23 protein-coding genes and 1 pseudogene are annotated in these 25,093 nt (G+C 72.5%); 11 read left to right on the forward strand and 13 right to left on the reverse strand.

Going from position 1 to position 25,093, the window contains the following annotated elements; genetic code table 11:
• Window positions 1-120: 120 nt before the first annotated feature.
• Window positions 121-1,137, reverse strand: coding sequence for a hypothetical protein (locus tag ACFFCA_RS12815; RefSeq protein WP_375485374.1), 1,017 nt, complete (start codon window positions 1,135-1,137; stop codon window positions 121-123).
• Between the two features lie 135 nt (window positions 1,138-1,272).
• On the opposite strand from ACFFCA_RS12815, the gene aroF reads away from it, so the two are divergent.
• A complete protein-coding gene (gene aroF, locus ACFFCA_RS12820; protein WP_375485452.1) occupies window positions 1,273-2,304 on the forward strand; it encodes a 3-deoxy-7-phosphoheptulonate synthase in 1,032 nt (343 codons plus the stop codon).
• Window positions 2,305-2,329: 25 nt separating this feature from the next.
• Here aroF and ACFFCA_RS12825 read toward each other — a convergent pair whose 3' ends face one another.
• From ACFFCA_RS12825 to ACFFCA_RS12835, 3 genes are all read right to left on the reverse strand, one after another.
• The gene (locus ACFFCA_RS12825; RefSeq protein WP_375485375.1) at window positions 2,330-3,289 is read right to left on the reverse strand and encodes a hypothetical protein; all 960 of its coding nucleotides are present in this window, start codon (window positions 3,287-3,289) and stop codon (window positions 2,330-2,332) included.
• Window positions 3,290-3,356: 67 nt separating this feature from the next.
• Complete coding sequence (locus tag ACFFCA_RS12830; RefSeq protein WP_375485377.1) at window positions 3,357-4,373, reverse strand: threonine aldolase family protein; 1,017 nt, start codon at window positions 4,371-4,373, stop codon at window positions 3,357-3,359.
• Window positions 4,370-5,734 carry a class II 3-deoxy-7-phosphoheptulonate synthase gene (locus ACFFCA_RS12835; protein ID WP_375485379.1) on the reverse strand — a complete coding sequence of 455 codons (1,365 nt, stop codon included), beginning with the start codon at window positions 5,732-5,734 and terminating at the stop codon, window positions 4,370-4,372. Before ACFFCA_RS12835 ends, ACFFCA_RS12830 begins: the two co-directional genes overlap by 4 nt.
• Before the next feature lie 227 nt (window positions 5,735-5,961).
• Between ACFFCA_RS12835 and ACFFCA_RS12840 the strand changes: the two genes are divergently transcribed.
• Window positions 5,962-7,239: a DUF222 domain-containing protein gene (locus tag ACFFCA_RS12840; protein WP_375485381.1), complete on the forward strand. Its 1,278-nt coding sequence runs from the start codon at window positions 5,962-5,964 to the stop codon at window positions 7,237-7,239.
• Between the two features lie 62 nt (window positions 7,240-7,301).
• Window positions 7,302-7,739, forward strand: coding sequence for a cupin domain-containing protein (locus tag ACFFCA_RS12845; RefSeq protein WP_375485383.1), 438 nt, complete (start codon window positions 7,302-7,304; stop codon window positions 7,737-7,739).
• Window positions 7,740-7,741: 2 nt separating this feature from the next.
• On the opposite strand, the gene ACFFCA_RS12850 is transcribed toward ACFFCA_RS12845, so the two are convergent.
• Window positions 7,742-8,578, reverse strand: a complete 837-nt coding sequence (locus tag ACFFCA_RS12850; protein ID WP_375485385.1) for a PIG-L family deacetylase — start codon at window positions 8,576-8,578, stop codon at window positions 7,742-7,744.
• 34 nt (window positions 8,579-8,612) lie between these two features.
• Window positions 8,613-10,802: a HelD family protein gene (locus ACFFCA_RS12855; protein ID WP_375485387.1), complete on the reverse strand. Its 2,190-nt coding sequence runs from the start codon at window positions 10,800-10,802 to the stop codon at window positions 8,613-8,615.
• Window positions 10,803-10,815: 13 nt separating this feature from the next.
• Between ACFFCA_RS12855 and ACFFCA_RS12860 the strand changes: the two genes are divergently transcribed.
• A complete protein-coding gene (locus ACFFCA_RS12860) occupies window positions 10,816-12,672 on the forward strand; it encodes a DNA polymerase (RefSeq protein ID WP_375485389.1) in 1,857 nt (618 codons plus the stop codon).
• A gap of 30 nt (window positions 12,673-12,702) precedes the next feature.
• Window positions 12,703-14,115: a CoA transferase gene (locus ACFFCA_RS12865; protein WP_375485391.1), complete on the forward strand. Its 1,413-nt coding sequence runs from the start codon at window positions 12,703-12,705 to the stop codon at window positions 14,113-14,115.
• On the opposite strand, the gene ACFFCA_RS12870 is transcribed toward ACFFCA_RS12865, so the two are convergent.
• Window positions 14,112-14,864, reverse strand: coding sequence for an endonuclease/exonuclease/phosphatase family protein (locus ACFFCA_RS12870; RefSeq protein WP_375485393.1), 753 nt, complete (start codon window positions 14,862-14,864; stop codon window positions 14,112-14,114). The two genes, ACFFCA_RS12865 and ACFFCA_RS12870, sit on opposite strands and share 4 nt — an antisense overlap.
• A 57-nt stretch (window positions 14,865-14,921) precedes the next feature.
• Between ACFFCA_RS12870 and ACFFCA_RS12875 the strand changes: the two genes are divergently transcribed.
• Window positions 14,922-15,941 (forward strand): SGNH/GDSL hydrolase family protein, encoded by a 1,020-nt coding sequence (locus ACFFCA_RS12875; protein ID WP_375485395.1) that lies wholly within the window; start codon window positions 14,922-14,924, stop codon window positions 15,939-15,941.
• 54 nt (window positions 15,942-15,995) lie between these two features.
• On the opposite strand, the pseudogene ACFFCA_RS12880 reads toward ACFFCA_RS12875, so the two are convergent.
• Window positions 15,996-16,736: pseudogene (locus ACFFCA_RS12880) on the reverse strand (phosphatase PAP2 family protein); the annotation flags it as partial.
• A 69-nt stretch (window positions 16,737-16,805) separates the two neighbouring features.
• Complete coding sequence (locus ACFFCA_RS12885) at window positions 16,806-17,954, reverse strand: ABC transporter permease (RefSeq protein WP_375485396.1); 1,149 nt, start codon at window positions 17,952-17,954, stop codon at window positions 16,806-16,808.
• A 102-nt stretch (window positions 17,955-18,056) separates the two neighbouring features.
• Here ACFFCA_RS12885 and ACFFCA_RS12890 point away from each other — a divergent pair, with 102 nt between their 5' ends.
• The 4 genes from ACFFCA_RS12890 (at window position 18,057) to ACFFCA_RS12905 (ending at window position 21,392) form a co-directional block, all read left to right on the forward strand.
• The gene (locus tag ACFFCA_RS12890) at window positions 18,057-18,662 is read left to right on the forward strand and encodes a TetR/AcrR family transcriptional regulator (RefSeq protein ID WP_375485398.1); all 606 of its coding nucleotides are present in this window, start codon (window positions 18,057-18,059) and stop codon (window positions 18,660-18,662) included.
• A 53-nt stretch (window positions 18,663-18,715) separates the two neighbouring features.
• Entirely contained in the window at window positions 18,716-19,552 is an 837-nt protein-coding gene (locus ACFFCA_RS12895; protein WP_375485400.1) for a phosphatase PAP2 family protein, read from the forward strand.
• Window positions 19,553-19,668: 116 nt separating this feature from the next.
• Entirely contained in the window at window positions 19,669-20,430 is a 762-nt protein-coding gene (locus ACFFCA_RS12900) for a M15 family metallopeptidase (RefSeq protein WP_375485454.1), read from the forward strand.
• Between the two features lie 59 nt (window positions 20,431-20,489).
• Window positions 20,490-21,392 (forward strand): fructose bisphosphate aldolase, encoded by a 903-nt coding sequence (locus tag ACFFCA_RS12905; RefSeq protein WP_375485402.1) that lies wholly within the window; start codon window positions 20,490-20,492, stop codon window positions 21,390-21,392.
• Window positions 21,393-21,395: 3 nt separating this feature from the next.
• On the opposite strand, the gene ACFFCA_RS12910 is transcribed toward ACFFCA_RS12905, so the two are convergent.
• Window positions 21,396-21,890, reverse strand: a complete 495-nt coding sequence (locus ACFFCA_RS12910) for a polyketide cyclase (protein WP_375485404.1) — start codon at window positions 21,888-21,890, stop codon at window positions 21,396-21,398.
• A 160-nt stretch (window positions 21,891-22,050) separates the two neighbouring features.
• Here ACFFCA_RS12910 and ACFFCA_RS12915 point away from each other — a divergent pair, with 160 nt between their 5' ends.
• Window positions 22,051-22,578, forward strand: coding sequence for a DUF4142 domain-containing protein (locus ACFFCA_RS12915; RefSeq protein ID WP_375485406.1), 528 nt, complete (start codon window positions 22,051-22,053; stop codon window positions 22,576-22,578).
• 67 nt (window positions 22,579-22,645) lie between these two features.
• On the opposite strand, the gene ACFFCA_RS12920 is transcribed toward ACFFCA_RS12915, so the two are convergent.
• The 3 genes from ACFFCA_RS12920 to ACFFCA_RS12930 form a co-directional block, all read right to left on the reverse strand.
• Window positions 22,646-23,671 (reverse strand): 6-phosphofructokinase, encoded by a 1,026-nt coding sequence (locus ACFFCA_RS12920; RefSeq protein WP_375485455.1) that lies wholly within the window; start codon window positions 23,669-23,671, stop codon window positions 22,646-22,648.
• A gap of 68 nt (window positions 23,672-23,739) precedes the next feature.
• Entirely contained in the window at window positions 23,740-24,231 is a 492-nt protein-coding gene (locus ACFFCA_RS12925) for a polyadenylate-specific 3'-exoribonuclease AS (protein ID WP_375485407.1), read from the reverse strand.
• A 12-nt stretch (window positions 24,232-24,243) separates the two neighbouring features.
• Entirely contained in the window at window positions 24,244-25,008 is a 765-nt protein-coding gene (locus ACFFCA_RS12930) for a lysophospholipid acyltransferase family protein (protein WP_375485409.1), read from the reverse strand.
• Window positions 25,009-25,093: the final 85 nt, after the last annotated feature.

The following is a 25,093-nucleotide window of genomic DNA, read 5'->3' on the forward strand; positions in this document are numbered from 1 at the left end:
CCCCCCCCCCCCCCCCCCCCCCCCCCCCCCCCCCCCCCCCCCCCCCCCCCGCCCCGCCCCCCCCCCCCCCCCCCCCCCCCCCCCCCGGGGGGGGGGGCGCGGGCCCCACTCCCGTTCCGGCTAGGCCGGGGTCCAGCTGAAGTCGGTGCAGACGTACCGGTTGTCCTTGGTCTTCACGAACGTGATGATCAGCTTGCCGCCGGACTTCGCCGTCATGTCGTAGCGCGCCACCGGCCCCTCGCCGTCGCCGCCGGTCAGGTCCGTGCCGGGGATGCCGAACGCCTGCCCGTAGAGCACCGTGAGGCGCGGCCGGACCGTCTCGGTCGCGCAGGCCGCGAAGATGTCCTTGTTGAACTGCGACGGCTCGTCGCCGGGGTCGACGAACTCGACGGCGGTGGTCAGGTGGATGTTGGCCTCGGACGCGTCCTGGCCGACCGGGCAGTTCAGGCCCGTGTAACCGGTCGACGGCGTGGACGAGGTCCCCGAAGACGGGATGGCCGTCCCCGATCCGCCGCCGCTGCTGGCTCCCCCGCCGTTGCTGGAGGTGGTGTCGGTGTTGCTGGACGGCGCGCTGGTGTCCGAGCCGCCGCTGGCCGAACCGCTGGCACTGGGGAACCCGCTGGCGCTCTGCCCGCCCGAGCCGGTCGGGGTCGGTGTGCCCGAACCGCCGGCCTGCTTCTTGTCGTCACCGCCCGAGGTCAGGACGACGACGAGGGTGACGATCAGCGCGACGACCACGACGCCGGTCGCGATGATCCACACCATCTTCGAGTTGTCGTTCGACTTCGGCGGAGCGCCGTAGCCGCCGCCCCCACCGCCGTAGGGCGGCTGCGGGCCGTAGCCCTGCTGGCCCTGCTGGCCGTAGTCGCCCTGGCCGTACCCCTGCTGGCCGTAGCCCTGCTGGCCGTAGTCGCCGGACTGCTGGCCGTAGTCCTGCCCGTACCCGCCCTGGCCGTACTCCTGCGAGCCGTTCCCGTACTCGCCCTGGCCGTACCCCTGCTGGCCGTAGTCACCGGTGTGCGGGCCGGTGTAGCTGGGGTTGGTCTGCGTGGGTGGCGCGGCGTCCTCGCCGTCGGGCTGGCCGTAGGGGTCATTGCTCTGCGGCTGCCAGCCTGGCTGCTGGGGCGGCTGTGACATGGGCGGGGCTCCTGGGGCGCACGGGGCGATCGAGAACGGGTGATGTACCCGTCGGACGCAGTTACTACACCATGCGGCGCCACTTGCGTGTAGCCGGGCGCAGATTACGATTCGGTGCTCGCTACCCTGCCGGACATGGTCATCGTCATGGCTCCGGGCGCGTCCGAGGGCGACATCGAGACGGTGGTCGCGCACATCGAGACCCACCGCGGGCAGGCGTTCGTCAGTCGCGGCGTCATGCGCACGATCATCGGGGTGGTCGGAACCGAAGACGTCCTCGAGACCCTGGACGCGGAGGGTCTGCCCGGCGTAGCCGAGACCATGCGCATCACCGCGCCGTACAAGCTGGTGTCCGCGCAGAACCACGCCAAGCGCACGACCATCCGCGTCGGCGGTGTGCCGATCGGTCCGGACACCTTCACGCTGATCGCCGGGCCGTGCGCCGTCGAGACCCCTGAGCAGACGCTCGAGGCCGCCCGAATGGCCAAGCGGGCCGGCGCGACGCTGCTGCGCGGCGGGGCGTACAAACCGCGCACCTCGCCCTACGCGTTCCAGGGGCTCGGCGTCGACGGCTTGCGGATCCTCGCCGAGGTCCGCGACGAGGTCGGCCTGCCGATCGTCACCGAGATCACCGACGCTGCCGACATCGACGTCGTCTCGCGCTACGCCGACATGCTGCAGGTCGGCACCCGGAACATGCAGAACTTCGGCCTGCTGCAGGCCGTCGGCTCGTCCGGTCGGCCGGTCATGCTCAAGCGCGGGCTGACGGCGACCTACGAGGAGTGGCTGATGGCCGCCGAGTACATCGCGCAGCGCGGCAACCTCGACATCGTCCTGTGCGAGCGCGGCGTCCGTTCCTTCGAGCCGGCCATCCGCAACATGCTCGACGTGTCCGCCGTGCCGATGGTGCAGCGGCTGTCGCACCTGCCGGTCATCATCGACCCGTCACACGCCGCGGGCCGGCGCGATCTCGTCGTGCCGCTGGCCCGGGCCGGCATGGCGGCGGGCGCGGACGGCGTCATGGTCGACGTCCACCCGAGCCCGGAGACGGCCCTGTGCGACGGGCCGCAGGCGCTGTACGGCGACGTGCTGGACGAGCTCGCGGCGGCGGTCGTGACGATCCCCGCGGCGTTGGGCCGGACGTCCGCAGCGAACCTGGCCGGCTGACCCGCCCCACGCTGTACCGCGGTGGTCAGTCCTTCCTCAGGGAGGGACCGTCCTGCGGTGGCGGGGGTGCCCAGCCACCGGAGCCCTGGCCGCCCGGCGGCGGATGGCCGCCCTGGCCGCCCTGCTGGCCCTGACCCTGCTGGCCCTGACCCTGCTGTCCGTAGCCACCCTGCTGGCCCTGGCCGGGCGGCGGGTAGCTGCCCTGCTGGCCCTGACCATGACCCTGGGGCTGGTATCCACCCTGCTGGCCGTAGCCGCCCTGGCCGTAGCCGCCCGGCGGCGGGTAGTTGGCCGGCGGACCGCCGTAGCCGGCGCCGTAACCGCCACCGGTACGCGCGAGCTCGCCCTTGTGCCGGCTGCGCTTCACCAGGCCCACGATCAGCAGCACGATGGCCGCGATCAGGAACAGCACACCGCCGACGATGAGCAGGCCGCCGGCGACGGTGCCCTTCTTGATGTCGCGACCGAAGGCCAGCTTCGCGTCCGACGGCAGCGACTGCTCGGCCTGCACCTGCACGCGGTACCGACCCTTGGACGTCGTGTCGAACTGCAGCGCCGCCGCTCCGTGGTGGCCGTTGTAGCTGTAGGTCAGTTTGTCGACCTTGTCGTCGCTGCGGTTGCCGTACGACTCGAGCTTGACGGCCTTCCCGGACGAGTCGGTGAGGGCGACGCGGATGCTCGGAATCCGCTCGATGCTGTTGTCGACGTTGCTGGCCTCGTAGTAGCCGATCCACTTCCCCGTGCCGTTCAGGGTGATCGTCCCGCTGCCGCTCGCGATGGACACCCGCTGGAAGTCGTCGACCTTCCCGAGCGATTTCTTGGCCAGAACGATGCCGCCGACGACGAACAGGGCCACCGCCACGACGAAGAAGGCGATGGCGAGCCGCAACGGCGTGCGCCCACGCAGGCGCGTCTTGCCGGAGGGCGTCGAAGCGGGCGGCGCGGAGGGGTAACCGGGCTGACCGGGCGGCGGTGGATAGCTCATGGGCGAGAGTGTGCCTGCAAACCCACCCGTTGCGCGACGTGCCACTCCGAGTCGTAATACCTCTCGATCACCTGCCGAGCAGCGGAGCCAGCACCTCGACAGCCCGTTCCACGCCCGCGTCGTCGACGTCCAGGTGGGTGACGAGCCGCAGCAGCCGCGGCCCGAGCGCCGACACCAGCACGTCCTGCTCCGCCGCCTTGGCCGCGACGTCTCCCGCGTCCGGGACGTCGAGCACGACGATGTTGGTCGCCGCGTCCGTCGGTACGACGCCCAGCGCCTCGGCCAGCCGGCGGGCCCGGACGTGATCGTCGGCGAGGCGGCCGAGGTGGTGGTCGAGCGCGTAGAGCCCGGCGGCCGCGAGGATGCCCACCTGACGCATGCCGCCGCCGTAGCGCTTGCGCCACACGCGCGCCTCGGTGATCCGTTCGGTCGACGCGACGAGCACCGAACCCACCGGTGCGCCGAGGCCCTTCGACAGGCACACCGACACCGTGTCGAACGGCCCGGCCAGCTCGTGCAGCGGCGTGCCGGTCGCGACGTGGGCGTTCCAGAGCCGGGCGCCGTCGAGGTGCAGGCCCAGCCCGTGCGCGCGGGCGAGCTGCTGGACAGCGGCCAACCGGTCGGCCGGTTGTGCGGTGCCGCCGCCGAAGTTGTGCGTGTTCTCGACCGCGATCGCTGCTGTCGACACCTGGTACGGACCGGCGTTCGGCGTCATCAGTTCCTCGATCGCACCCGGGTCCAGCAGGCCGGCGACGGCCTTCCACGTGCGGAACGTGATGCCGGAGAACACCGCCGCCGCGCCGAGCTCGGCGCGCGCGATGTGGGCCAGGGAGTCGCAGACGATCTCCTGCCCGGGCGGGCACAGCAGCCGCAGCCCGAGCTGGTTGCCGAGCGACCCGGACGGCACGAACAGCCCGGCCTCGTGCCCGAGCAGGGCGGCGACCCGTCGTTCCAGTTCGGTGACGGTGGGGTCCTCGCCGTAGACGTCGTCCCCGACCTCCGCCTCGGCCATCGCTGCCCGCATCGCAGGGGTGGGACGGGTGACGGTGTCCGAGCGCAGGTCGACGGGGCCGGCGTGCGTCATGCGTCTCCTCGGTTGCGTCGTTCGGAGACCAACCGCTCGGCCACCCGGAACGCGAGCTCCAGCGACTGCTCGATGTTCAGCCGCGGGTCGCAGGCCGTCTCGTACCGGCGACCGAGATCGGCTGCGGTCAGGTCGGCCGTGCCGCCGATGCATTCGGTGACGTCGTCGCCGGTCAGTTCCACGTGCAGCCCGCCGGGGTGGGTGCCGAGCTCGGCGTGCACGTCGAAGAACCCGTCGACCTCGTCGATGATGCGGTCGAGGTGCCGGGTCTTGACCCCGTCGGAGGTCTCCTCGGTGTTGCCGTGCATCGGGTCGCAGTGCCACACGACGAGATGCCCGGTGGACGTCACCTTCTCGACGATCGCGGGCAGCACGTCGCGGACGCGCGCGTTCGACATCCGGCTGATGAGGGTGAGCCGACCCGGTTCGTGGTGCGGGTCGAGGCGTTCCACGAGCTCGGCCGCGAACTCCGGGGTGGTCGTGGGGCCGAGCTTGACGCCGATCGGGTTGGCGATGCGCGACACGAAGTCGAGATGCGCGCCGTCCATCTGCCGGGTCCGTTCCCCCACCCACACGAAGTGACCCGACAGGTCGTAGGCGCGACCCTCCTCGACACGGGTCAGCGCACGCTCGTACTCGAGGATCAACGCCTCGTGCGACGCATACAGCTCGACACCGTCCAGCGCCGCGTCGTGCACGCCGCACGCCCGCATGAAGCGCACGGCCCGGTCGATCTCGGCGGCCAGCTTCTCGTAACGCGCCCCGGTGTCGGTGCTGCGCGCGAACGCGGCGTTCCAGGCGTGCACGCGATCGAGCGAGGCCAGTCCCCCACCCGCGTAGGCACGCAGCAGGTTCAAGGTCGACGCGGCGGTGGAGTACGCCCGCAGGATGCGGCGCGGGTCGGGGGTCCGTTCGCCGTGCAGGTCGTTGACCATGTCACCGCGGTAGGACGTGCGGCCGGTCGCGTCGATGTCCGACGAGCGCGGCTTCGCGTACTGGCCGGCGATGCGACCCAGCTTGACGACCGGCATGGACGCGCCGTAGGTCAGCACCACCGCCATCTGCAGCAGCACCCGCGCCTTGCCGGCGATGTCGGCCTGCGAACTGGTGTGGAAGGTCTCAGCGCAGTCGCCGCCCTGCAACAGGAACGCCTCACCCCGCGCGACCTGGCCGAGCCGCTCACGGAGCTGGTCGACCTCGGAGGCCACAACGAGGGGCGGCATCCCCGCCAGGGTCAGCGCGACCTCGCGCAGTTCGACCGCGTCGGGCCAGCTCGGCTGCTGCGCCGCGGGCAGGTCACGCCACGCGTCGAGCCCGAGGTCGCCGGGGTCGGTGCTCAGGTCGGGCAGCGTCGTGCTCACCACACCAGCGTAGGCGGCGGGGGCCGGGGCACCCGGTCGCGGCCTTACGGACGACCTGGTCGAGGCTCCGGCGGGTCACAAACAAAAGGCGCAGCGACGAGGGCGCTTCGCGTTCGATCGCGCTGCGTTGTCGGGTTGCGACGCGCACTGAGCGATCTTGTTGCAGGGCCCGGTTCTGCTGGGAAAACCGCTGGTCAGTCAGCTCCCGCTGCGCTAGAATAGAACGCATGAGCGATACGTTGACGCGGGCCGATCTGGCCACGCTGCTCGCGGACGCTCACCACGTCGTGGACGCGTTGCAGGCGGTGGAGCTGTCGGCTTGTACCGACGACGGGGTCGTCGCAGCGGTGCGCTCGTTCGAGTCATTGCGGCGGCGGCTGGAACCGGTGGACCACGCGCTAATCGGTGAGGTGGAGGCGCGGGGTGTCCCGGCCCGGGCGATGGCCCGGGCCACCGGCTACTGGCTGCGGCAGACGCTGACCATCGACATCTCCGAGGCCAACGCCCGGGTGCGGGCCGCACACGCCGCCGGGCCACGCCGGTCGCTGCTGGGTGAGCCGATGCCGGCGCGATACCCCGCGGTCGCGGCCGCGCAGGCCGCCGGTGAGTTGGCGGCGCGGCAGGCTCGGGTGATCACCGCCACCCTGGACAAGCTGCCGCTCGAGGTCTGCGAACACATCCCGGTGGCGGAGGCGCGGCTGGTCGGGTTCGCGCGCACCTTCGAGGCCGCCACGCTCCAGCAGCTCGCCACCCGAGAAGCCGAATGGCTCGACCCCGACGCCGGCTACCGCGACGTAGAGCGCCGCCGGCGGGACCGCGACCTGCAGGTGCATCACCGACCGGACGGGTCATGCAGCTTCCGCGGCGAAGGCACCGCCGAACTCGGGGAGTTCCTGCAGGTCACCTTCGATTCCCTCGCCAAGCCCGAGCCAGAGTCGAATGACATCAAGGACCCGCGCACCGCCGGCCAACGCCGCCACGACGCCCTGCTCGACGCGTTGAAGATCACCGTCGGCTCCGGCAAGCTCCCGACCGCCGGCGGGGTGCTGGCCACCGTCGTCCTGACCATCGACGCCGACACCTACCTCACCGGCGACGGGTTCGCCCTCACCGGCCACGGCGCCCAAGTCCCCGTCCGGGAAGCGCTGTCCTGGGCCGGTGGGGACTACCGGCTGATGTGCACCGCCCTGAACTCCCTGAAAGCGGTCGAGGGCTACTCCTCCACCCACCGGCTGTTCACCGAAGGACAGAGATTGGCGTTGATCGCCCGCGACCGGGGCTGCGCCTTCCCCGGCTGCCTGGCCCCACCGGGCTGGTGCCAGATCCACCACATCCTCGAACACATCCTCGGCGGACCCACCACCCTCGACAACGCCGTCATGCTCTGCGGCCACCACCACCGAACCTTCCAGACAGCCAACTGGACCGTCGACATCGTCAACGGCCGACCCCAATGGACCCCACCCAGAACCATCGACCCCGACCGAACACCCATCCCCGTGTGAGCGTGCGGCCAGCGATGGCCGCTTCACCGACCTCATTCATCAGGGTCATCTAGCGTGCAGCCATGACCGACGACTTCCATCCTGATCTGCCGGGGCACGCGCCGCTCCGGCACGTTGCGTCGGCCGCTCTGGATGCGGGCACGGCGCAGACACCGGGCATGCGCAGGCTGGCCGCCATCAGCAGCAGCTCGGTCGGCTCGCAGGAGCTCTGGATGGGGCAGACGCACGTCGGTGCCGGGCAGCACTCGGGCGACCACCACCACGGCGAGGCCGAGACCGCGATCTACGTCGTCAGCGGCCATCCCGAGTTCGTCTTCCTCGACGACGAGACCGGCGACGAGGTCCGCCTACGACCGCAGCCCGGTGACTATGTGTTCGTCCCGCCGTACACGCCGCACCGCGAGGAGAACAACGACCCGGACGCCGAGGCCGTGGTTGTCATCGCGCGCAGCACGCAGGAGGCCATCGTGGTCAACCTGCCGTCGCTGCGCGGCGACTGAGGTCAGCGCAGGCCGTCGAACAACTCGTGCTCGGGCACGGCCGCACCGGTGCTGTCCCGGACGCGGACGAACGTCTCGATGCCCATCAGCTCGGCCATCCGTTCGACCCCGAGCCTGAGGAAGAAGATGTTGTCGTTCTGGCTCGCGTGCTGGGCCAGCGCGTCGTACTTCTGCTGCGCGTACGCGCGGGTGTCGACCCAGGTCGTCACCTCGTCGTCGGGCAGACCCATCTCGAAGTCCGGCTGCTCGTCCTCGGACTCGTCCCAGTCGGCCCCGAGCTCGCGCATCACGCGGCCGAACTCCTCGAACTGCGACCGCGGGATGGTCGTCCAGTAGACCTTGGCCGGGCCGTCGTCCCCGATCTGGTCGAGGGCGTTCACCGTGATCCGGTGGGCCTGGATGTGGTCGGGGTGACCGTAGAACCCGTTCTCGTCGTAGGTGACCACGACGTCGGGCCGGTAGTGCCGCATGAGCTCGGCCAGCCGCGCCCCGGCCTCCTCGACCGGGGTCGTCCAGAACGCCCCCGGTGCGTCGTTGGTGTCCCAGCCCATCATCCCGGAGTCGCCGTAGCCGAGCAGCTCGAGGTCGGTGATGTCGAGGATCGCGGCGCTGCGCTCGAGCTCGCCGGCCCGCATCTGGACCACGGCCTGCGGGTCGTGAGCGGGGTCGCCCGGCTTCACGCCACCCGGCCCGTCGCCGCAACGACCGTCGGTGCAGGTGACGAGGACCGTGCGGACGCCCTCGGCGGCGGCCTTGGCCAGCACCCCGCCGGTGCCGGTGGCCTCGTCGTCGGGGTGGGCATGCACGGCCATCAGGGTCAGGGGTCGGGCGGCAGTCATGGAACCACCGTAATGAGGGGGTCGGACGTGGGCGTCACGGCGCGAGCCCGGGCGGCAGCGCGTCGTGATGCACGACGTGCAGGCGCTGGGTCGGCCGCGTCAGCGCGACGTAGAGGTCGTTCACGCCGCGCACCGACTCGGCGACGATGCGCGCCGGCTCGACCAGCACGACACCGTCGAACTCCAGGCCCTTCGCGGCAGCGACGGTCAGCACCGACACCGGTGACTCCAGCGAGTCGGAACTGGCCGTCACGACGCCGTCGGGCAGCGCCTTGCGCACCGCGTCGGCGACGTCGTCGTGGTCGGCCGACGACGTGATGACGACGAGCGTCCCGTCACCGGCCCGGCGGTGCTCGTCGACGACGATCTCGGCCAGCGCCGGCGAGGACGCGACGTCGCCGTCGACCCGCGTGAACTGCGGGTTGTCACGGCCGACGCGTGCGGAGGTGGGCGCCTGCACGCTCGAGCCGCCTGCGGCCAGCACCGCCGCCGCGAGGTCCATCACCTGCTCCGGCGTGCGGTAGTTGACGGTCAGCTCGGCCAGCCGCCACCGGTCGCCGACGTAGGGGTCGAGGACGTCGGACCACGCGGCAGCTCCGGCGGCCGAGCCGGTCTGCGCGACGTCGCCGACGATGGTGAACGACCGCGACGGGCACAGCCGCATGAGCAGCCGCCACGCCATGGCCGACAGCTCCTGCGCCTCGTCGACGACGACGTGGCCGTACGCCCAGGAGCGGTCGGCACCGGCCCGCTCGGCGACGCTGCCCAGGGCCCAGCTGCCGGCGTACCGGCTTGCGAGCTCCTCGGCCGTCCCGAACTCGGCGCCGCCGAAAGTGTCCTGCACCTGGCGGGCGTAGGCGACCTCGGCCCGCTGCTCCGCCTCGGCACGCATCCGCTCGGCCTCGTCGGCCGAGTCGTCCTCTCCCAGCAGCTCGGCGGCCTCGTCCAGCAGCGGCACGTCGGCCGTCGTCCACGGGGCGGTGCGGTCGCGGTGCAGGAGGTCCCGCTCGTCACGGGTCAGGCTGCGCCCGGCCGCCTCGCCGAGCAGCGCCGGGTCGGCGTAGAGGTCGCGCAGCAGGCGCTGCGGCGTGATCGGCATCCACAGCAGGTTGACCTCGCGCCGCACGTCCCGTGACTCGAGCAGCTCGGCGTTCAGGGTCGCGCGGTTGTCGTCGTCGACCTCGGTGCCCCGCGCGGCGGCGAGCGCGCGGACAAGGCTGCGCAGCACGTGCTGGACGAAGGTCTTGCGGGCCACGTTGTGCGGGGCGCGGCTACGGCGCGCAACCTCTCGGGCCTCGCGCACGTACCGCGGCTGCAAGCGGATCGTGGTGCCCTCGACGTCCAGCGCCCGACCGCTGTTGATCATCCGTTGGCGACGCTCGACGGCTCGTTTCAGCACGTCGGCCATGCGCAGGTCACCCTTGACCGCGACGACCGCCGGCGCCTCGGTGGCCGTCGCGACCACCCCGGGGAACAGCTCGCCGGGGGTGGACATGACGACCGCGTCGGCCTCGCCGAGCGCCGGCAGCACCTGGTCGATGTAGCGCAGGAAGACGCGGTTCGGGCCGATGACCAGCACGCCGGAGCGGGCGATCCGCTCCCGGTTCGCGTACAGCAGGAACGCGGCGCGGTGCAGGGCGACGGCGGTCTTGCCGGTGCCCGGACCGCCCTGCACGACGAGCACACCGGCCAGCGGGGCCCGGATGACCTCGTCCTGGTCGGCCTGGATGGTGGCCACGATGTCGCGCATCCGGCCGCTGCGGGCGGCGTCCAGGCTCGCGAACAGGGCGCCCTCGCCGACGACGACGTGGCTGCCGTCGACCCCGGACGCCTCGAACCCCTCGAGGTCGAGCACCTCGTCCTGGACGTCGGTCACGTACCGGTTCGTGATGCTGATCTGCCGGCGGCGCAACACGCCCTCGGGCCGTGCCGCGGTGGCCTGGTAGAACGGCTCGGCCGCCGGCGCGCGCCAGTCGACGAGCAGCTCCTGCCGTGCCTCGTCGGAGATGCCGATGCGCCCGACGTAGCGGCGCACGCCGTCGGCCAGGTCGAGTCGCCCGAAGCAGAGCCGGTTCTCGACGTCGAGCAGGGTGCGGACCCGTTGCCCGTAGAGGCGCATGAACGCGTCGCGCTCGCTGCGGGCCCCGGGCGTGCCGACGGTGCCGCTGCGGGCCGTCGAGTCCAGCGCGACCCGGGCCTGCTCGCGCAGCTCGTCCAGCAGCACGTAGAGACGGTCGATGTACCCGGCCTCGGCGGCGATCTCCCGCGCGCGGGCCGACTCGGTGTCAGGCGCGCTGATGGTGGCTCCTCATGAGGGCGTCAACCCTACCGAGCACGACCTCGACGGCGGGTCGGGCGGTGTCGGCGCGGCCCGGCACGATGAACGCGTGACCCTGGTGGACGAGCTCGCGGCGGCCGGTGCCGGTGCCGGGCGCCCGCTGGGTGTCGCCGCCGCGCCGTTCGTGGGTGCCGGGCTGGCGTGCGGCGACCGCCGCTGGACCGTCGCGCCGGCCGAGCTGCGGGTGGTCGACGAGCAGCTGCATCCGCGCTGGACGTGGTGGGGGCGGCCCACCACCGAGACCCTGGTGGGCGCCCGGCTCGGCGCCTGCTGGGACGTCACGGCCGTGCACCGGCTGCTGTTCGGCGGCGGTGACACCGACCCGTCGACGGTGTGGGCCCGGACGACGGGCCTGGACGTCGACCGGCTCCCGGCGGCCGGCCAGCTCGACTTCCTCGGCGGCGCGACCGACAGCGGCGACGACGACGACCCGGTCCGACCCGACGGCTACCTGCAACCGGACTGGGTCGACGGCGGCTGGCACCGCGATGCCGACCGCCTCGCGACCTGGGCAGCGGTCGCCCTGCGCTGCGCCGAGCGTCAGCGCGAGCTGCTCGGCGCGCTCGACGCGGGCGGCGACCCGTTGCTGACGGCCTGGTCCGAGTCGACCGCCGAACTGCTCGCCGTCGAGCTGCAGGTCGAGGGCCTGCCGCTGGACTCGGTACGTGCCCGTGAGCTCATCACCGCGGTCGTCGGGCCCGCCCCGCGCGACGACGCCGACGCGGCGCGGCTGCGGGGCGAACGCGACCGCCGCGTCACCGACCTGCCCGGCGCGGGCGTCGACCTCGACCTGCGCAACCCCGCCGACGTCCGCACCCTGCTCGGCGGGATCGGCATCGACGTGCCCGACACCCGCTCGTGGCGCCTCGAACCGCTGCGCGCCTCGCACCCCCTCGTGGACGCGTTGCTCGAGTGGCGCAAGGCCGAGCGGGTCGCCACCACCTACGGGCACGGGTGGCTCGACTCGCACGTCCGCGACGGCCGGTTGCGCGGGCGCTGGAGCGGCAGCGACGGCGCCGCCGGCCGAATGACCGCCCAGGCCGGGCTGCACAACCTGCCCGCCGAGCTGCGCCCCGCCGTCGCCGCCGAGCCCGGCAGGACGTTCGTCCGCGCCGATCTGGGCCAGATCGAACCACGGGTGCTCGCCGTCGTGTCGGGCGACCCGGACCTCGCCCGCGCCGGCGCGGCCGACGATCTGTACGCGCCGGTGGCCCAGCGGCTCGGCGTGGAGCGGCCGGTCGCGAAGGTGGCCGTGCTGGCGGCGATGTACGGGCAGACGTCGGGCACCGCGGGCGAGGCCCTGCGCGGCCTGCACCGCGCCTACCCCGTGGCCATGGCCTACCTGGACGACGCCTACGAGCGCGGCCGGGCGGGCCGCGACGTCCGCACCCACGGTGGGCGGCTGGTGCGCATGCCACCGCTCGCGGCCCGGCTGGACGAGGCGGGTGTCCGCGCCGCGCAGGGCGCGCGGGGACGCTACGCCCGCAACGCCCTCGTGCAGGGCGCCGCGGCCGAGTTCTTCAAGATGTGGGCGGTGACGGTGCGGGCGCGCCTCGCCCCGCTCGACGCGCGGATCGTGCTGTGCCTCCACGACGAGCTGCTCGTGCACGTACCGACCGAGCGGGCCGACGCAGCCGCCGCCACGCTCGTCGCGGCGTTGGAGGAGACCGCGCACCGCTGGCAGCGCGGGCGGACGGCGGTGCGCTTCGTCGCCGACGTGTCCGTCGTCGCGCGCTGGTCGGACGCGAAGGGTTGACGCTCGTAGGCTGCGGGGCATGGGGCGGCGGTGACGACCGGTAGTGACGCCGCCGCCGAGGACCGGCTCGTCGACGAGGCGTGGCGGGCCGTCGCGGGTGACGAAGGTGTCGCTGCCGGAGGTCCGGTCGCGCCGGAGCTGACGCGCACCGGTTCGCCGTCGGCGTTGCCCGGCGTCGTCGGCGCCGTCGCGACCGCGAGCGTCGCGGCGGCGCTGCAGGCCGCGGCGACGCTGGCCGCCCGGCGCAACGGCCGGGTACCGACGGTTGCCGTGGACCGCGTGCACGTCGCCGACGCGGTACGCAGCGAGCGGCTGTTCCGGGTCGAGGGCCGGCCGGCGGGTGCCGGCTTCGCGCCGCTGTCGCGGTTCTGGCCGACCGCGGACGGCCACGTCCGCACCCACGCCAACTACCCGTGGCACCGGGCGGCGCTGCTGCGCGCGCTCGACCTGCCTGACGAAGCCGGCGCCGACGAGGTGGCAGGGGCTCTCGGGCGGCGCACGGGCGAGGACGTCGAGGAGCGGGTCTTCGCCGAGGGCGGTGTTGCCGCCCGCGTCCGCACCGCGGCCGAATGGGACGCCCACCTGCAGGGTGCGGCCGTGCGCGGCGAACCGCTCGTCGGCCACGAGTTCCTCGGAGCCGCCCCGCCCCGATCCCGCTCGCCCGCAGACCTGCCGGCCGAGGGTGTCCGGGTGCTCGACCTGACCCGCGTGATCGCCGGCCCGGTCTGCACTCGTCTGCTCGGCGCGCTCGGTGCCGACGTGCTGCGGCTCGACCCGCCCGACCGTCCCGACACCCCGCCGGGCTCCCCCGCGGACACCCTGCTCGGCAAGCGCAGCGCCGCCCTGGACCTCGCCGCCGGGCCCGGCCCACTGCTCGCCCTGCTCGACGAGGCGGACGTGCTGGTGTGCGGCTACCGCCCGGGTGCGCTGGACCGGCTCGGGCTCGCCGACGACGACCTCGCGCGGCGTCATCCCGGCCTGGTCGTCGTCCGGCTCTCGGCGTGGGGCCACACCGGCCCGTGGCGTGAGCGCCGCGGGTTCGACAGCGTGGTGCAGGCCGGGGTCGGGATCGCCGACGCCGAGTCGGCGCAGGACGGTGTGACCGGCGACGAGCCCGGCGCCCTGCCCTGCCAGCTGCTGGATCACGCCACCGGGTACCTGGCCGCGGCCGCCGTGCTGGACGGGCTGCGCCGGCAGGCCGAGCACGGCGGGACGGTGCTCCGTCGGCTGTCGCTCGCGCGCACGGCACAGTGGCTGCTGGACCAGGCCCGCCCGTCGGAGGCTCCCGCCACGCCCTGGCCACCGTCGCGCGAATGGACGACGCGTGTCGGGCCGGTCGAGGCCGTGGCGCCGCCGGGCCGGATCGACGACCGCGCGCTGCGCTGGCCGGAGCCGCCAAACCGGTACCTGGCCGAGCCACCCGCGTGGGCCGGGCGGCCCTAGTCGATCGAGAGGTCGGCGACGACCGGCCAGTGGTCGCTGGGCAGCCGGCCGTGGGGTCGCTCGTGTCCGATCCAGGCCGACGTCACGTCCACGCCCGGACCGGTCAGCACGTAGTCGATGCGCTTGCGGTCCTGGGCACCGGTGAAGGCGTGCTCGGTGCCTCCGGCGTCGACGGGCAGGGTGTCGGCGTACCCGGCCTCGCGCAGCACCGTCAGCGGCGGCGACGTCGGAGTGGCGTTGAGGTCACCCGTGATCACCCAGGGCCGGTCGGGCTCGGCACCGAGCCAGCCGGCCAGCAGCGCCGCGCTCTTCCGACGGGAGTCCGGCCCGCGGTGATCGAAGTGGGTGTTGGCCACGCCGAGCACGGTGTTGCCGCGGCGGAGCCGGACGAGCGTGACGATCCGGGGGTGGCCGGCGTCCCAGCCGCGCGAGCCGGGTCGGTCCGGTGTGGCCGACAGCCAGCGGGTGTCGCTCGACTCGACCGTCCAGCTGTCGGGGGCGATCAGTACCGCCGCGTGCTCCCCGCCGCCATCGGCGTCGCGGCCCTCGCCGACGACCATCCACGTGCTGAACGCGCGCCGCAGCCCGCGCAGCTGGCCTGGCCGCACCTCCTGCAGGCCGACGACGTCGGCACCGAACCCACGGATGGCGGCGACACAGGCCGGCCGGCGGAACCACCAGCGGTTCCAGCCGTCGGTGCCCGTGGAGGTGCGAATGTTGAAACTCGCGATCCGCGTCGTACCGGCCATGTGCTCATCCTGCCGCGCGATCGGTTCGCGAGGCGATCATCGGGGCAGGGTTGGGTCATGCGTTCTCGACTCGGGCTGATCATCACCGGCCTGGCTGCGGCCGCCGTGCTCGCCGGCTGCAGCGGTTCCGGTGGCGGCGGCAGCCCGTCCGGCACGGCCTCCGGCGGCCCCGCGTCCACGGGCGCCGCGTCCACCGGGCCCGCGTCCACCGGCACGTCGGCCGCCGCGCCCTCCAGTTCCGTCCCGTCCACCTTTCCCTCGGCGTCCGCGCCGAGTGGGCCCGTCTACTACGTCTCGCTGGGCGACTCCTACGCCGCCGGTTACCAGGGCACGGGGCGAGGCACCGGCGCGACCACGACCCACGGCTTCGCCTACCAGGTGGTGACCAAGGCCCGGGCCAAGGGCTATGACTACCGGCTCGTCAACTTCGGCTGTGCCGGTGCGACGACCCGCTCGATGCTCTCGACGCCCGGGTGCCCGGCGCGCCTGCTCGGACCCGGTGCGCCGCGCTACTCGGCGACGCAGACCGCGGCCGCCGTGGCCTTCCTCAAGCAGCACCGCGGGCACATCGGGCTGGTGACCGTCTCGATCGGCGGCAACGACGTCATCCCGTGCGGCGCCAAGAGCGACGCCCTCGGCTGCCTGACGTCGGCCGTCGGCTCGGTGCGGACGAACCTGGACTCGATCCTGCGCCAGGTGCGGTCTGCCGCCGGTCCGGCGGCGCGGATCGTCGGCACCACATATCCCGACGTCCTGCTCGGCAACCTGCTCTCGACCGACTCGACGTTGCGCTCGCTGGCCCCGCTGTCGGTCACCGCGTTCCGGTCACTCATCAACCCGCAGTTGCAGCAGGCCTACACCGGCGTGGGAGGACGCTTCGTCGACGTCACCGCCGCCTTCGGCGGGTACGGCTCGCTGTCGGAGAAGACGTCGTTACCGGGACGAGGCAGCGTTCCGGTCCCGGTCGCCAGGATCTGCACCCTCACCTACTTCTGCGACTTCCAGGACATCCACCCGCGGACACCCGGCTACGCGATCATCGCCGACCTCGTGACTGCGACACTGCCGCACGAATAGCGTCACCCTCCGGCGCAGCCGCAGCGTCTCCACGCCGCGGACCGCAGCCCAACTGAGCGCCGCGGCTGCCACCCCGGCGACGGCGTCGAGCAGGTAGTGGTTACCGGTCGCCATGACGACCAGCGCGGTGAGCACCGGGTAGACAAGCCCGACGATCCGCACCACGCGGTGCCGGGCGTGGCCGTAGAGCTGGACTCCGCACCACAGCGCCCAACCGACGTGCAACGACGGCATCGCCGCGTACTCGTTCACAAAGCTGCCCAAGCCGTGCGGTGCGGTGCCGCCCCCGCCCCACCAGCCGAAGCGGTGCATGTCGGCGACGATGTCGACGGTGTGCGAACCCGGCAGCATGCGCGGCGGCGTGACCGGGAACAGCCAGAACACCAGCAGCCCCGAGAGGGTCATGGTCGCAAGCCAGTTGCGCGCCCGCGCGTAGCTGGGCTTCGCGGTCCGGTACAGCCACACCAGCACGAGCGGCGTGACCAGGTAGTGCATCGACTCGTAGAAGTACGACGCGCCGGCCGGGAACGCCGTCGGCAGCCCGTTCAGCCAGCGGTTCAGCGCCCGTTCCGGGTCCAGGTGCAGCCATCGCTCGAAGTCGAAGACGCGACGGCCGTCGAGGTCGGCCGCATGCAGGTGCGTACCGGGCAGCAGACGGATGGCGTCGTAGGCGCCGTAGATGACGGCGACCAGCGCGAGCTCGCGCAGCCACGGGAGCTTGGTCAGCGCTGCGCGCGAACGGCCCCGATGAGTCGCAGCCGCCGGCTGCGCATTGTGCCGTTCGGCCAGGTACATCGCCGTCGTCCGCACTCCGTCACACCCCCTCTTTTCAGCGCAACACCACAGGTTGCGATGTGCTTCCCGTCAGACCGCCTGCAACGCGCCGGCCCCGTCCAGGTGTCGCGGCGTGGTCGGATCCGGCGTGGTCGGATCCGGCGTGGTCGGACGCGGCGTGCCGGTCGCGGTGTCCTCGCGCGGCGCGGCGTCCTCCGTCGGCGCGGTGTCCTCGGTGGCCGGGGCCGCCGAGCGCGCGCGGGACCGGGCGGCGTGGCCGAGCACGGTGTGGTGCCCGAGCACGGTGACGACCATCCCGGCCACCGACCACAGCAGCAGGACGGTGAGGTGCCCGGCGCTGCCCGCGCCGCCGAAGTAGGCGGTGCTGCGCACGAGGTTCGCGCCCGCGCCGGGCGGTAACCACTGGCCCAGCCGGTGCACCGCGCCGGGCAACAGGGTCGGCGCCGACGTCGAGCCTGCGAAGGCGTTGCCGAGCAGCACCATCAGGGCGGCGCCGAGCCCGAGCCCGGCGGGCCCGACCAGGGCCGCCAGCCCGGACGCGGTGGTCGCGATGGCGAAGACGGTGAGCGAGAGCGCGCCCCACGTGGCGAGCGGTTCGTGCGGCAGTGCGCCCAGGAACGGCTGTGCGATCAGGTAGATACCGAGCCCGGCGAGTGCCGACACCACCGCCAGGGTCACGCCCTGGCGCCAGGCCGACCGCAGCGTGAGCACGAGAGCCACGGCGGCGGCGAGCAGTGACGCACACAGCGACAACGGCAGCAGGATCGAGCTCAGCACCATGCCCCGCGGGTCGTGCGTGGACAACGGGACGACATCGACCGTGTGCAGCGGGACGCCGGCGTGGGCCGCGAGCGCCGAACCTGCCGTCGACAGGGCCTGGGCGACGGCGGGTGACGCCGCCCCGGCCTCCAGCACCGTGACGGCCCTGCCGTTCGCGGCGAACGCTCCGTAGACGTCGCGGTGCTCGATCGCGGTCCGGGCCTCGCGCTCGTCCGGGTAGAGCCGGAAGTCGAAGCCGCCGGGCTGGGCGTGGTCCAGGGCCGCGACGGCGGCCTGCGCGGCCGGGGTGGCGCCGACGATGCCCACCGGGACACCGCGCGGCGCGATGCGGGCCGCGGGCCACGCGAAGGCCAGCACGGCTGCCACCACGACCACCGGCAGCAGCAGCCCGACGATCAGCACGGACCGCAGTGGCTGGCCCAGGACACGGATGGACATGAGAACTCCTTGAAAGCGGACGACCGTTCTGTTTGAACCCAGCCAACGCCGACTTGAGCGAGCTGTCAAGACGAACGTCCGTTTTAGGTTATTCTCAGCACCATGCCGAAGGTCACCGCGCAGTACCTCGACGATCGTCGAAACCAGATCCTGGACGCCGCCCGCACCTGCTTCGCCCGCAACGGGTTCCACGCCACGTCCATGCAGGACCTGTTCACCGAGTCCGGACTGTCCGCCGGCGCGGTGTACCGCTACTTCCCCAGCAAGGCCGAGATGGTGCTCGCCATCGCCGAGGAGAACATGCGCGACGTCGTGGCCACCGTGCGCGACGCGGCCGAGGCCACCGACCCTGCCCGACCGCAGGACGCGCAGTCGATCGGCGACGTCCTGGCACGGATCTACGAGCTGATCGCGGCCCGGAACGCTGACACCGGTCTGGCCGGGATGGCCGTCGTCGTGTGGGGCGAGGGGTTGCGGGACCCGGCCCTGGGTGAAGGGCTGGCCGCGCTGCTCGACGAGACCCGCCGCAGCTTCGCGGTGGCTGTCGCGACGCAGCAGCGACTGGGGCGGGTGACCGACGCGGTACCGCCGGAAGCCGTCGCGGCCGTCGCCGTGGCCACCGTGCCGGGTTTCCTGCTGCAGCTCGCGCTCGGCGGGCCCGAGGCGGTCGCCGGCTTCGGCCCTGCGGCGCGTGCACTGTGGCCCTGACGTCCGGCGCCGGTGCTGCCGCGCGACGGCCGCGTCGGGCATAGTTTCTGCTCGTGCAGACCGTCTCGCTCACCATCACGCAGTCGTGGGAGCTGGCCGGGGTGCTGATGGCGTCGGGAACGGCGCTCGCCTTCGTGCCCGATCGCCGGGCGCAGCTGGCGGGGGCCTTCGCCCGCGAGGTGTCGATCATCGGGTTCCTGTACGGCCTGTGGCACTACGTCGGCGACCTCGCCGCGGCCGGCACGAGCGGCGCCGTCGCGCACGCCCACACCATCGAGCGGATCGAGCGCGACCTGCACCTGCCGTCCGAGCGGTGGACGCAGCACCTCGTGCTCGACCATCCGCTCGTGGTGCAGGGCGCCAACCTCTACTACGCGACCATGCACTTCACCGGGATGCTGCTGTTCCTGCTCTGGTTGTTCGTGCGGCACCGCGACCGCTACCGCCCCATCCGTCAGGTGATGGCCTGGACCACGCTGGCCTGCCTGCTCGTCCAGCTCATCCCGGTGGCCCCACCCCGGATGCTGCCCGGCATCGTCGACACCGGCCTGCGCTACCACCAGTCGGTCTACAGCGGCGGCCTGGCAGCCGACCAGCTGTCCTCGATGCCGTCGGTGCACGTCGCCTGGGCGGTCCTCGTCGGCTGGTACGTGTGGCGGGTCAGCCCGAGCCGCTGGCGCTGGATCGGTCCGGCGCACGCGGTGCTGACCGTGCTCATCGTGGTGGTGACCGGCAACCACTACTGGCTCGACGGCATCGTGGCCGTGCTGTTGCTCGCGATCTGCGCCTGGGGTGTCGCGGGGGTCCAGGCGCTCTGGCGGCGACTGCGTGCGCATCTGCAGCCGCGCCTGACGGCCCGGCTGCGGCCCGCGCAGGAAGCGCGGGTGTGACGCTCCTGCGTCGTCCGGCGCTCGCCGTGGCGTTCGCGGCCACGGTGCTGGTCACCGCCGCGGCGTGCTCCACCGCCCACCGCTCCCCCGCGGCCCGGGCATCGGTCTCGAACACCGTGTCGTCGTCGTCGGCGTCGGCGTCGACGACCTCGAGACCCTCGACGACGGCCGCGTCGGCGACGGCCTCGCCCCCCTCCGCGGTCCGACCCTCGACCGCCGGGCCGGCCACGACCGCTGCGACGACCCCTCCGGCGTCGAGTGCGCCTGCCGTCGCGCCGCTGTCGGCGGCGGCGCGCCGGGCCGGCCTCGTGGACGTCCGCACGGTCGTGCCCGACGCCGTCGTCGACCTGCGCTACGCGACGAGTGCGAACTTCACCCACGTCCGTCTCTACCCGGCCGGCGCGCGCTGCCTGGTGCACACGAGCATGCGTTCCGGGCTGCGCACCGCGGCAGCCCGGCTGCGGCAGCAGGGGTACCGGCTCGTGTTCTGGGACTGCTACCGCCCGCACCCCGTGCAGGTGCAGATGTTCCGCATCGTCCCGGACCCCGAGTACGTCGCCCGGCCCGGGCCGTACGCCCGCAGTCACGAGAGCGGCCGTTCGATCGACGTCACCCTCGCCCACGCCCGGCCCGGGACGTGCACGACCCGCGTGCAGGGCCACTGCCTGCTCGGCATGGGCACCGGCTTCGACGACTTCTCCGACCGCGCCCACGCCTACGCCACGGACGGCGTCGGTGCCGGCGCCCGGGCCCATCGGGCGATCCTGCGCGCCGCCATGCTCGACGGCGGCCTCGCGGTCTACGTCGGCGAGTGGTGGCACTTCGACGGGCCGGGCGCGGATGTCGGCCGACCCTTCCTGGACGCTCCCCTGCACTGACGCGACGAATCCGGGTAGGCCAAGGGGCGCCGCACACCGCACCGACAGGAAGGGCAGCCGTGGATCAGACCCAGCTCGAGAAGATCCGGTCCGGACGAGGGTTCTTCGCCGCCCTGGACCAGAGCGGTGGCAGCACCCCGAAGGCCCTGGCCGAGTACGGCATCGACGAGGACCGCTACCGCGACGACGACGAGATGTTCGATCTCGTGCACGAGATGCGCACGCGTGTCGTCACCGACCCGACCTTCGACGGTGAGCACGTGCTGGCCGCCATCTTGTTCGAGCAGACGATGGACCGCGAGGTCGAGGGCGTGCCCACGGGTCGTTACCTGTGGGAGCGCAAGCAGGTGGTGCCGATCCTCAAGGTCGACAAGGGCCTGGCCGACGAGGACCACGGCGTGCAGCTGATGAAGCCCATCGACACCCTCGACGACCTGATCGCCCGGGCGAACGAGCACGCGATGTTCGGCACCAAGATGCGCTCGGTGATCAAGGACGCCGACCAGGACGGCGTGGCCGCGATCGTCGACCAGCAGTTCGAGTACGCGGCCCGGATCGCTGCGGCCGGCCTCGTCCCCATCCTCGAACCCGAGGTCAGCATCAGCAGCCCGCACAAGGCCGAGGCGGAGGCCCTGCTGCACGACGCATTGCGCGCGCGCATCACCGAACTGCCGGACGACGCCGTCATCATGCTCAAGCTGTCGATCCCCGCCCAGCCCGGGCTGTACGCCGACCTGGGCGACGACCCGCGGGTGCTGCAGGTGCTGGCCCTGTCCGGGGGTTACGAGCGTCACGAGGCGTGCGAGCGACTGGCCCAGGACCCGGCCATGATCGCCAGCTTCTCGCGGGCGCTGCTCGAAGGTTTGCGCGACGACCAGACCGACGAGGAGTTCAGCGGCACCCTGGGGGCCTCGATCCGTGAGATCTTCACGGCGTCGGTGCAGAAGGTGTCGCAGGACTGACCCTTAGCCCGCCTCGGCGAGCCGTTTCAGGGTGAGCAGCTGGCGGCGGGCCATCACGAGGTCCCCGACGGACACCAGCGGCGCGAACCATCGGCCACCGTCCATGACGACCTTCAGCAGCAGGCGGGTCCGACCCGGGGCGTCGGGCACCAGGACGTAGGACATCACCGCGCCCAGGATGCGGCCCGTGTAGTGCTCCGGGGCGGCCGCGGACACCACCGTCCCCAGGGGGCGGCCGGCGCTCGCGGTGAAGGGTTCGCCCGCCATCGGTTCGGGCAGTTCGCGCAACTCGCGCGGTGAGCGCCGGCCCAGGTTGTCGATCCAGTCGTAGGAGTACGGCGCGAGCCGGATCTGGCGCACCCAGGGCCAGACCTGCTCGGGCGCGGCCTCCACGGTGACGCCGCGCCAGACGGCGAGCGACGGCGAGGCCACGAGGTCGTCGCAGGGGAAACGGCGCGCGACCTCGGCCTCGGTGACACCCCAACGATCACCGAGCACGTCCGCACTCCCGTCACTGGTCGTCGTTCGCTGAGCAACGGCCGGTTGCCCTCGGTTAGCTCTGGTCGGGCTTCGGGGTAGCGAGCAATCGTGCGGCGCGCACGTACCGCACGGCCACCGTCGGAGCCCCCGGGCCCGACTCCCCCGAAAGGGCTCCCCCATGAACCGTACGACGAGAGCTGCCGTCGCCGTAGCCGCCACCATCGGCCTGTCGGTGGCCGGTGCCGCTGCCGCGGACGCCGCCCCCAGCGCGAAGAAGCTCAACTCCGCCGACCGGGCGTTCCTGAAGTCCAACGAGCAGGTCAACCTGGCCGAAATCACGCTGGGACACATCGTGCTGCGGCGCAGCAACGGCCCGCGTGCGGACATGCTGGCGCACATGACCATCAGTGACCATCGCGCAGCCATGAAGAAGGTCAAGGCCGTGGCGAAGAAGGACGGGGTCACGCTGCCCACCCGGCCCAACGCCCAGCAACGAGCGGCCGCGGCCAAGGAGAAGTCGGCGCGGCGGCCGGCCCTGACCTACTTCAAGCTCCAGGTCGCCGGGCACAAGCAATCGATCGCACAGACGAAGTACGAGATCAAGCACGGGTCACGCCCGAACGTGGTGGCCTACGCCCGCTACTACCTGCCCGTGGCGCAGAAGCACCTGCGCATGGCCGAGGCCGACCTCAAGCGTCTCCAGTAGCACTGACGCCGACCGGGTGGGCGGGTCGTGGTCGCGCCGGCGACCACGACCCCGCTCGCCCGGCGGCTCAGCCGAAGAAGACCTCGGCCTCGGCGTAGAGCTCCGGCGTCACCAGCTTCAGCTCCGACGTCGCGTCCTTGAGCGGCACCCGGACGATGTCGGTACCCGAGAGTGCGACCATCTTTCCCCAGTCGCCGTCGGTGGCGGCGTCGATGGCGTGCAGGCCGAACCGGGTCGCGAGCTCGCGGTCGAAGGCCGTCGGCGTTCCGCCGCGCTGGATGTGGCCGAGCACGGTCGTGCGCGCCTCCTTGCCGGTGCGGGTCTCGATCTCGTTCGCGAGCCACTCGCCGACGCCGCCGAGCCGGGCGTGGCCGAAGGCGTCCAGGCCCTTCTCGAGGACCGCCGCACCGCCGTCGGCGGGCAGCGCGCCCTCGGCGACCACCACGATCGGCGCGTAGTGCGCCTGGAAGCGGGTCTCGACATAGGCACACACCCGGTCGAGCGAGAACGGGAACTCGGGGATCAGGATGACGTTGGCGCCGCCGGCCATGCCGGCGTGCAGCGCGATCCAGCCGGCATGACGCCCCATGACCTCGACGATCAGCGCACGGTGGTGCGACTCGGCGGTGGTGTGCAGCCGGTCGATGGCCTCCATGGCGATGTTCACCGCGGTGTCGAAGCCGAAGGTGTAGTCGGTGGCGTTGAGGTCGTTGTCGATCGTCTTGGGCACGCCGATCACGTTGACGCCGCGCTCGTAGAGCTTGGCCGCGACACCCAGGGTGTCCTCGCCGCCGATGGCGATGAGCGCGTCGACGCCGAGGCGGTGCAGGTTCTCGGTGACCCGCTCGACGCCGCCCTCGACGCCGAAGGGGTTGGTGCGTGACGAGCCGAGGATGGTGCCGCCACGGGGAAGGATCCCGCGGACGTCCGGGATACCCAGCGGCATGGTGATGCTCTCGAGCGGACCGCGCCAGCCGTCGCGGAAGCCGACGAATTCGTGGCCGTGCACGCCGGCACCCTTACGCACGACGGCACGGATGACCGCATTCAGACCGGGGCAGTCGCCCCCACCGGTGAGTACTCCTACGCGCACCATGCCGCCTCTCCGGAACTTCTCTGTTGTCGTCGCGTTCCAGCTACAGCCCGCGTTGCTCCGTCGCCTTACTGTTCCAGCTCCAGGGTCTGGGTCAACACTCGCCACCTCGCGAGGTTGTGGCGGGCGTCGGCGAGGGCGTCGTGCTGGTCGGGTGGTGCCGGCGGCAACGCCGGGCTGCCGGCGTCCTCGAAACGTTGACGCAGCTCGTGGGTGAAGCGCGGGATCGCCCGCGGCAACGCTCGCATGTCACCCCAGAGCTGGCAGAGCACCACGTGGTCGTACGCCGACATCCATGCCCACAGCTCGACGCCGTCGCCGGGCTCGGTCAGGAACGCGAGCAGTTCCGCCCGGATGCGCTCACGGCTGCGCCAGGCCGGGTCGGACGGCGAGGGCAGCTTGTCGAGCACATGACGACGGACCCAGTCGATGGCCCGCGACGGATCGAACTCCGTCGACACCGCGTAGAACTCGCGACCGTCCTCGGCGACCACCCCGATCGAGACCAGATCGATGGTCGTGCCGTCCTCGATGAACTCGCAGTCGTAGAAGTAGCGCACGCGTCGCCGGACTCAGGAGGCGCGGGTGCCGGGGTGCCGGTCACCGAGCTCGCGTACCGCGGCCGCGCGCTCGCGGGCCCCGAACGACTCGTCGGCCCCCTTGGCCCTCTTGACGTTCGCCGCGTACTGGTCGACGTACTCCTGGCCCGAGAGCTGCATCAGTTCGTACATGATCTCGTCGGTCATGGACCGTTCGACGAAGCGGTCGCCCGCCATGCCCTCGTAGCGCGTGAAGTCGAGCGGCTTGCCGATGACGACGCCCGGCCGCGGCCGCAGCTTCGGGAACAACCGCCCCGGCGGCTGGATGACCGCGGTGTTGACCATCGAGCACGGGATCACGACCGCTCCCGACTCGAGGGCCATCCGGGCCACGCCGGTCTTGCCGCGGTAGAGCCGACCGTCCGGCGAGCGGGTGCCCTCGGGGTAGATGCCCAGCAGGTTGTTGCCGGCCGCGAGCACGCGCACGCCGGTGGTCAGCGCGGCGCGCGACGCGTCCCGGTCGCCGCGGTCGATCGGCACCTGGCCGACGCCGGCGAAGAACATGCGCGAGAACAGTCCCTTGATGCCGGGCGTCGTGAAGTACTCGGCCTTGGCGAGGAAGGTCACCTTGCGCGGCGCGAGCAGGGGCAGGAAGAACGAGTCGCAGAACGACAGGTGGTTGCTGGCCAGGATGGCCGGACGGTCGTCCGGGATGTTCTCGCGGCCCTCGATCCAGGGACGCCAGATCAAGCGGAGCAACGGTCCGAGCAGGATGAACTTGGCCAGCCAGAACCCCATACGGTTCGTCGGTCTCCCCCACGCGAGTGCCCGGCCGAAAGTCGGGACGGTGTGACGTTGACAATAGTGCCGGGCCACTCGTGCA

Origin of the sequence: uncultured Jatrophihabitans sp., from assembly GCF_964252635.1 — a bacterium.
Lineage (GTDB): Bacteria > Actinomycetota > Actinomycetes > Mycobacteriales > Jatrophihabitantaceae > Jatrophihabitans.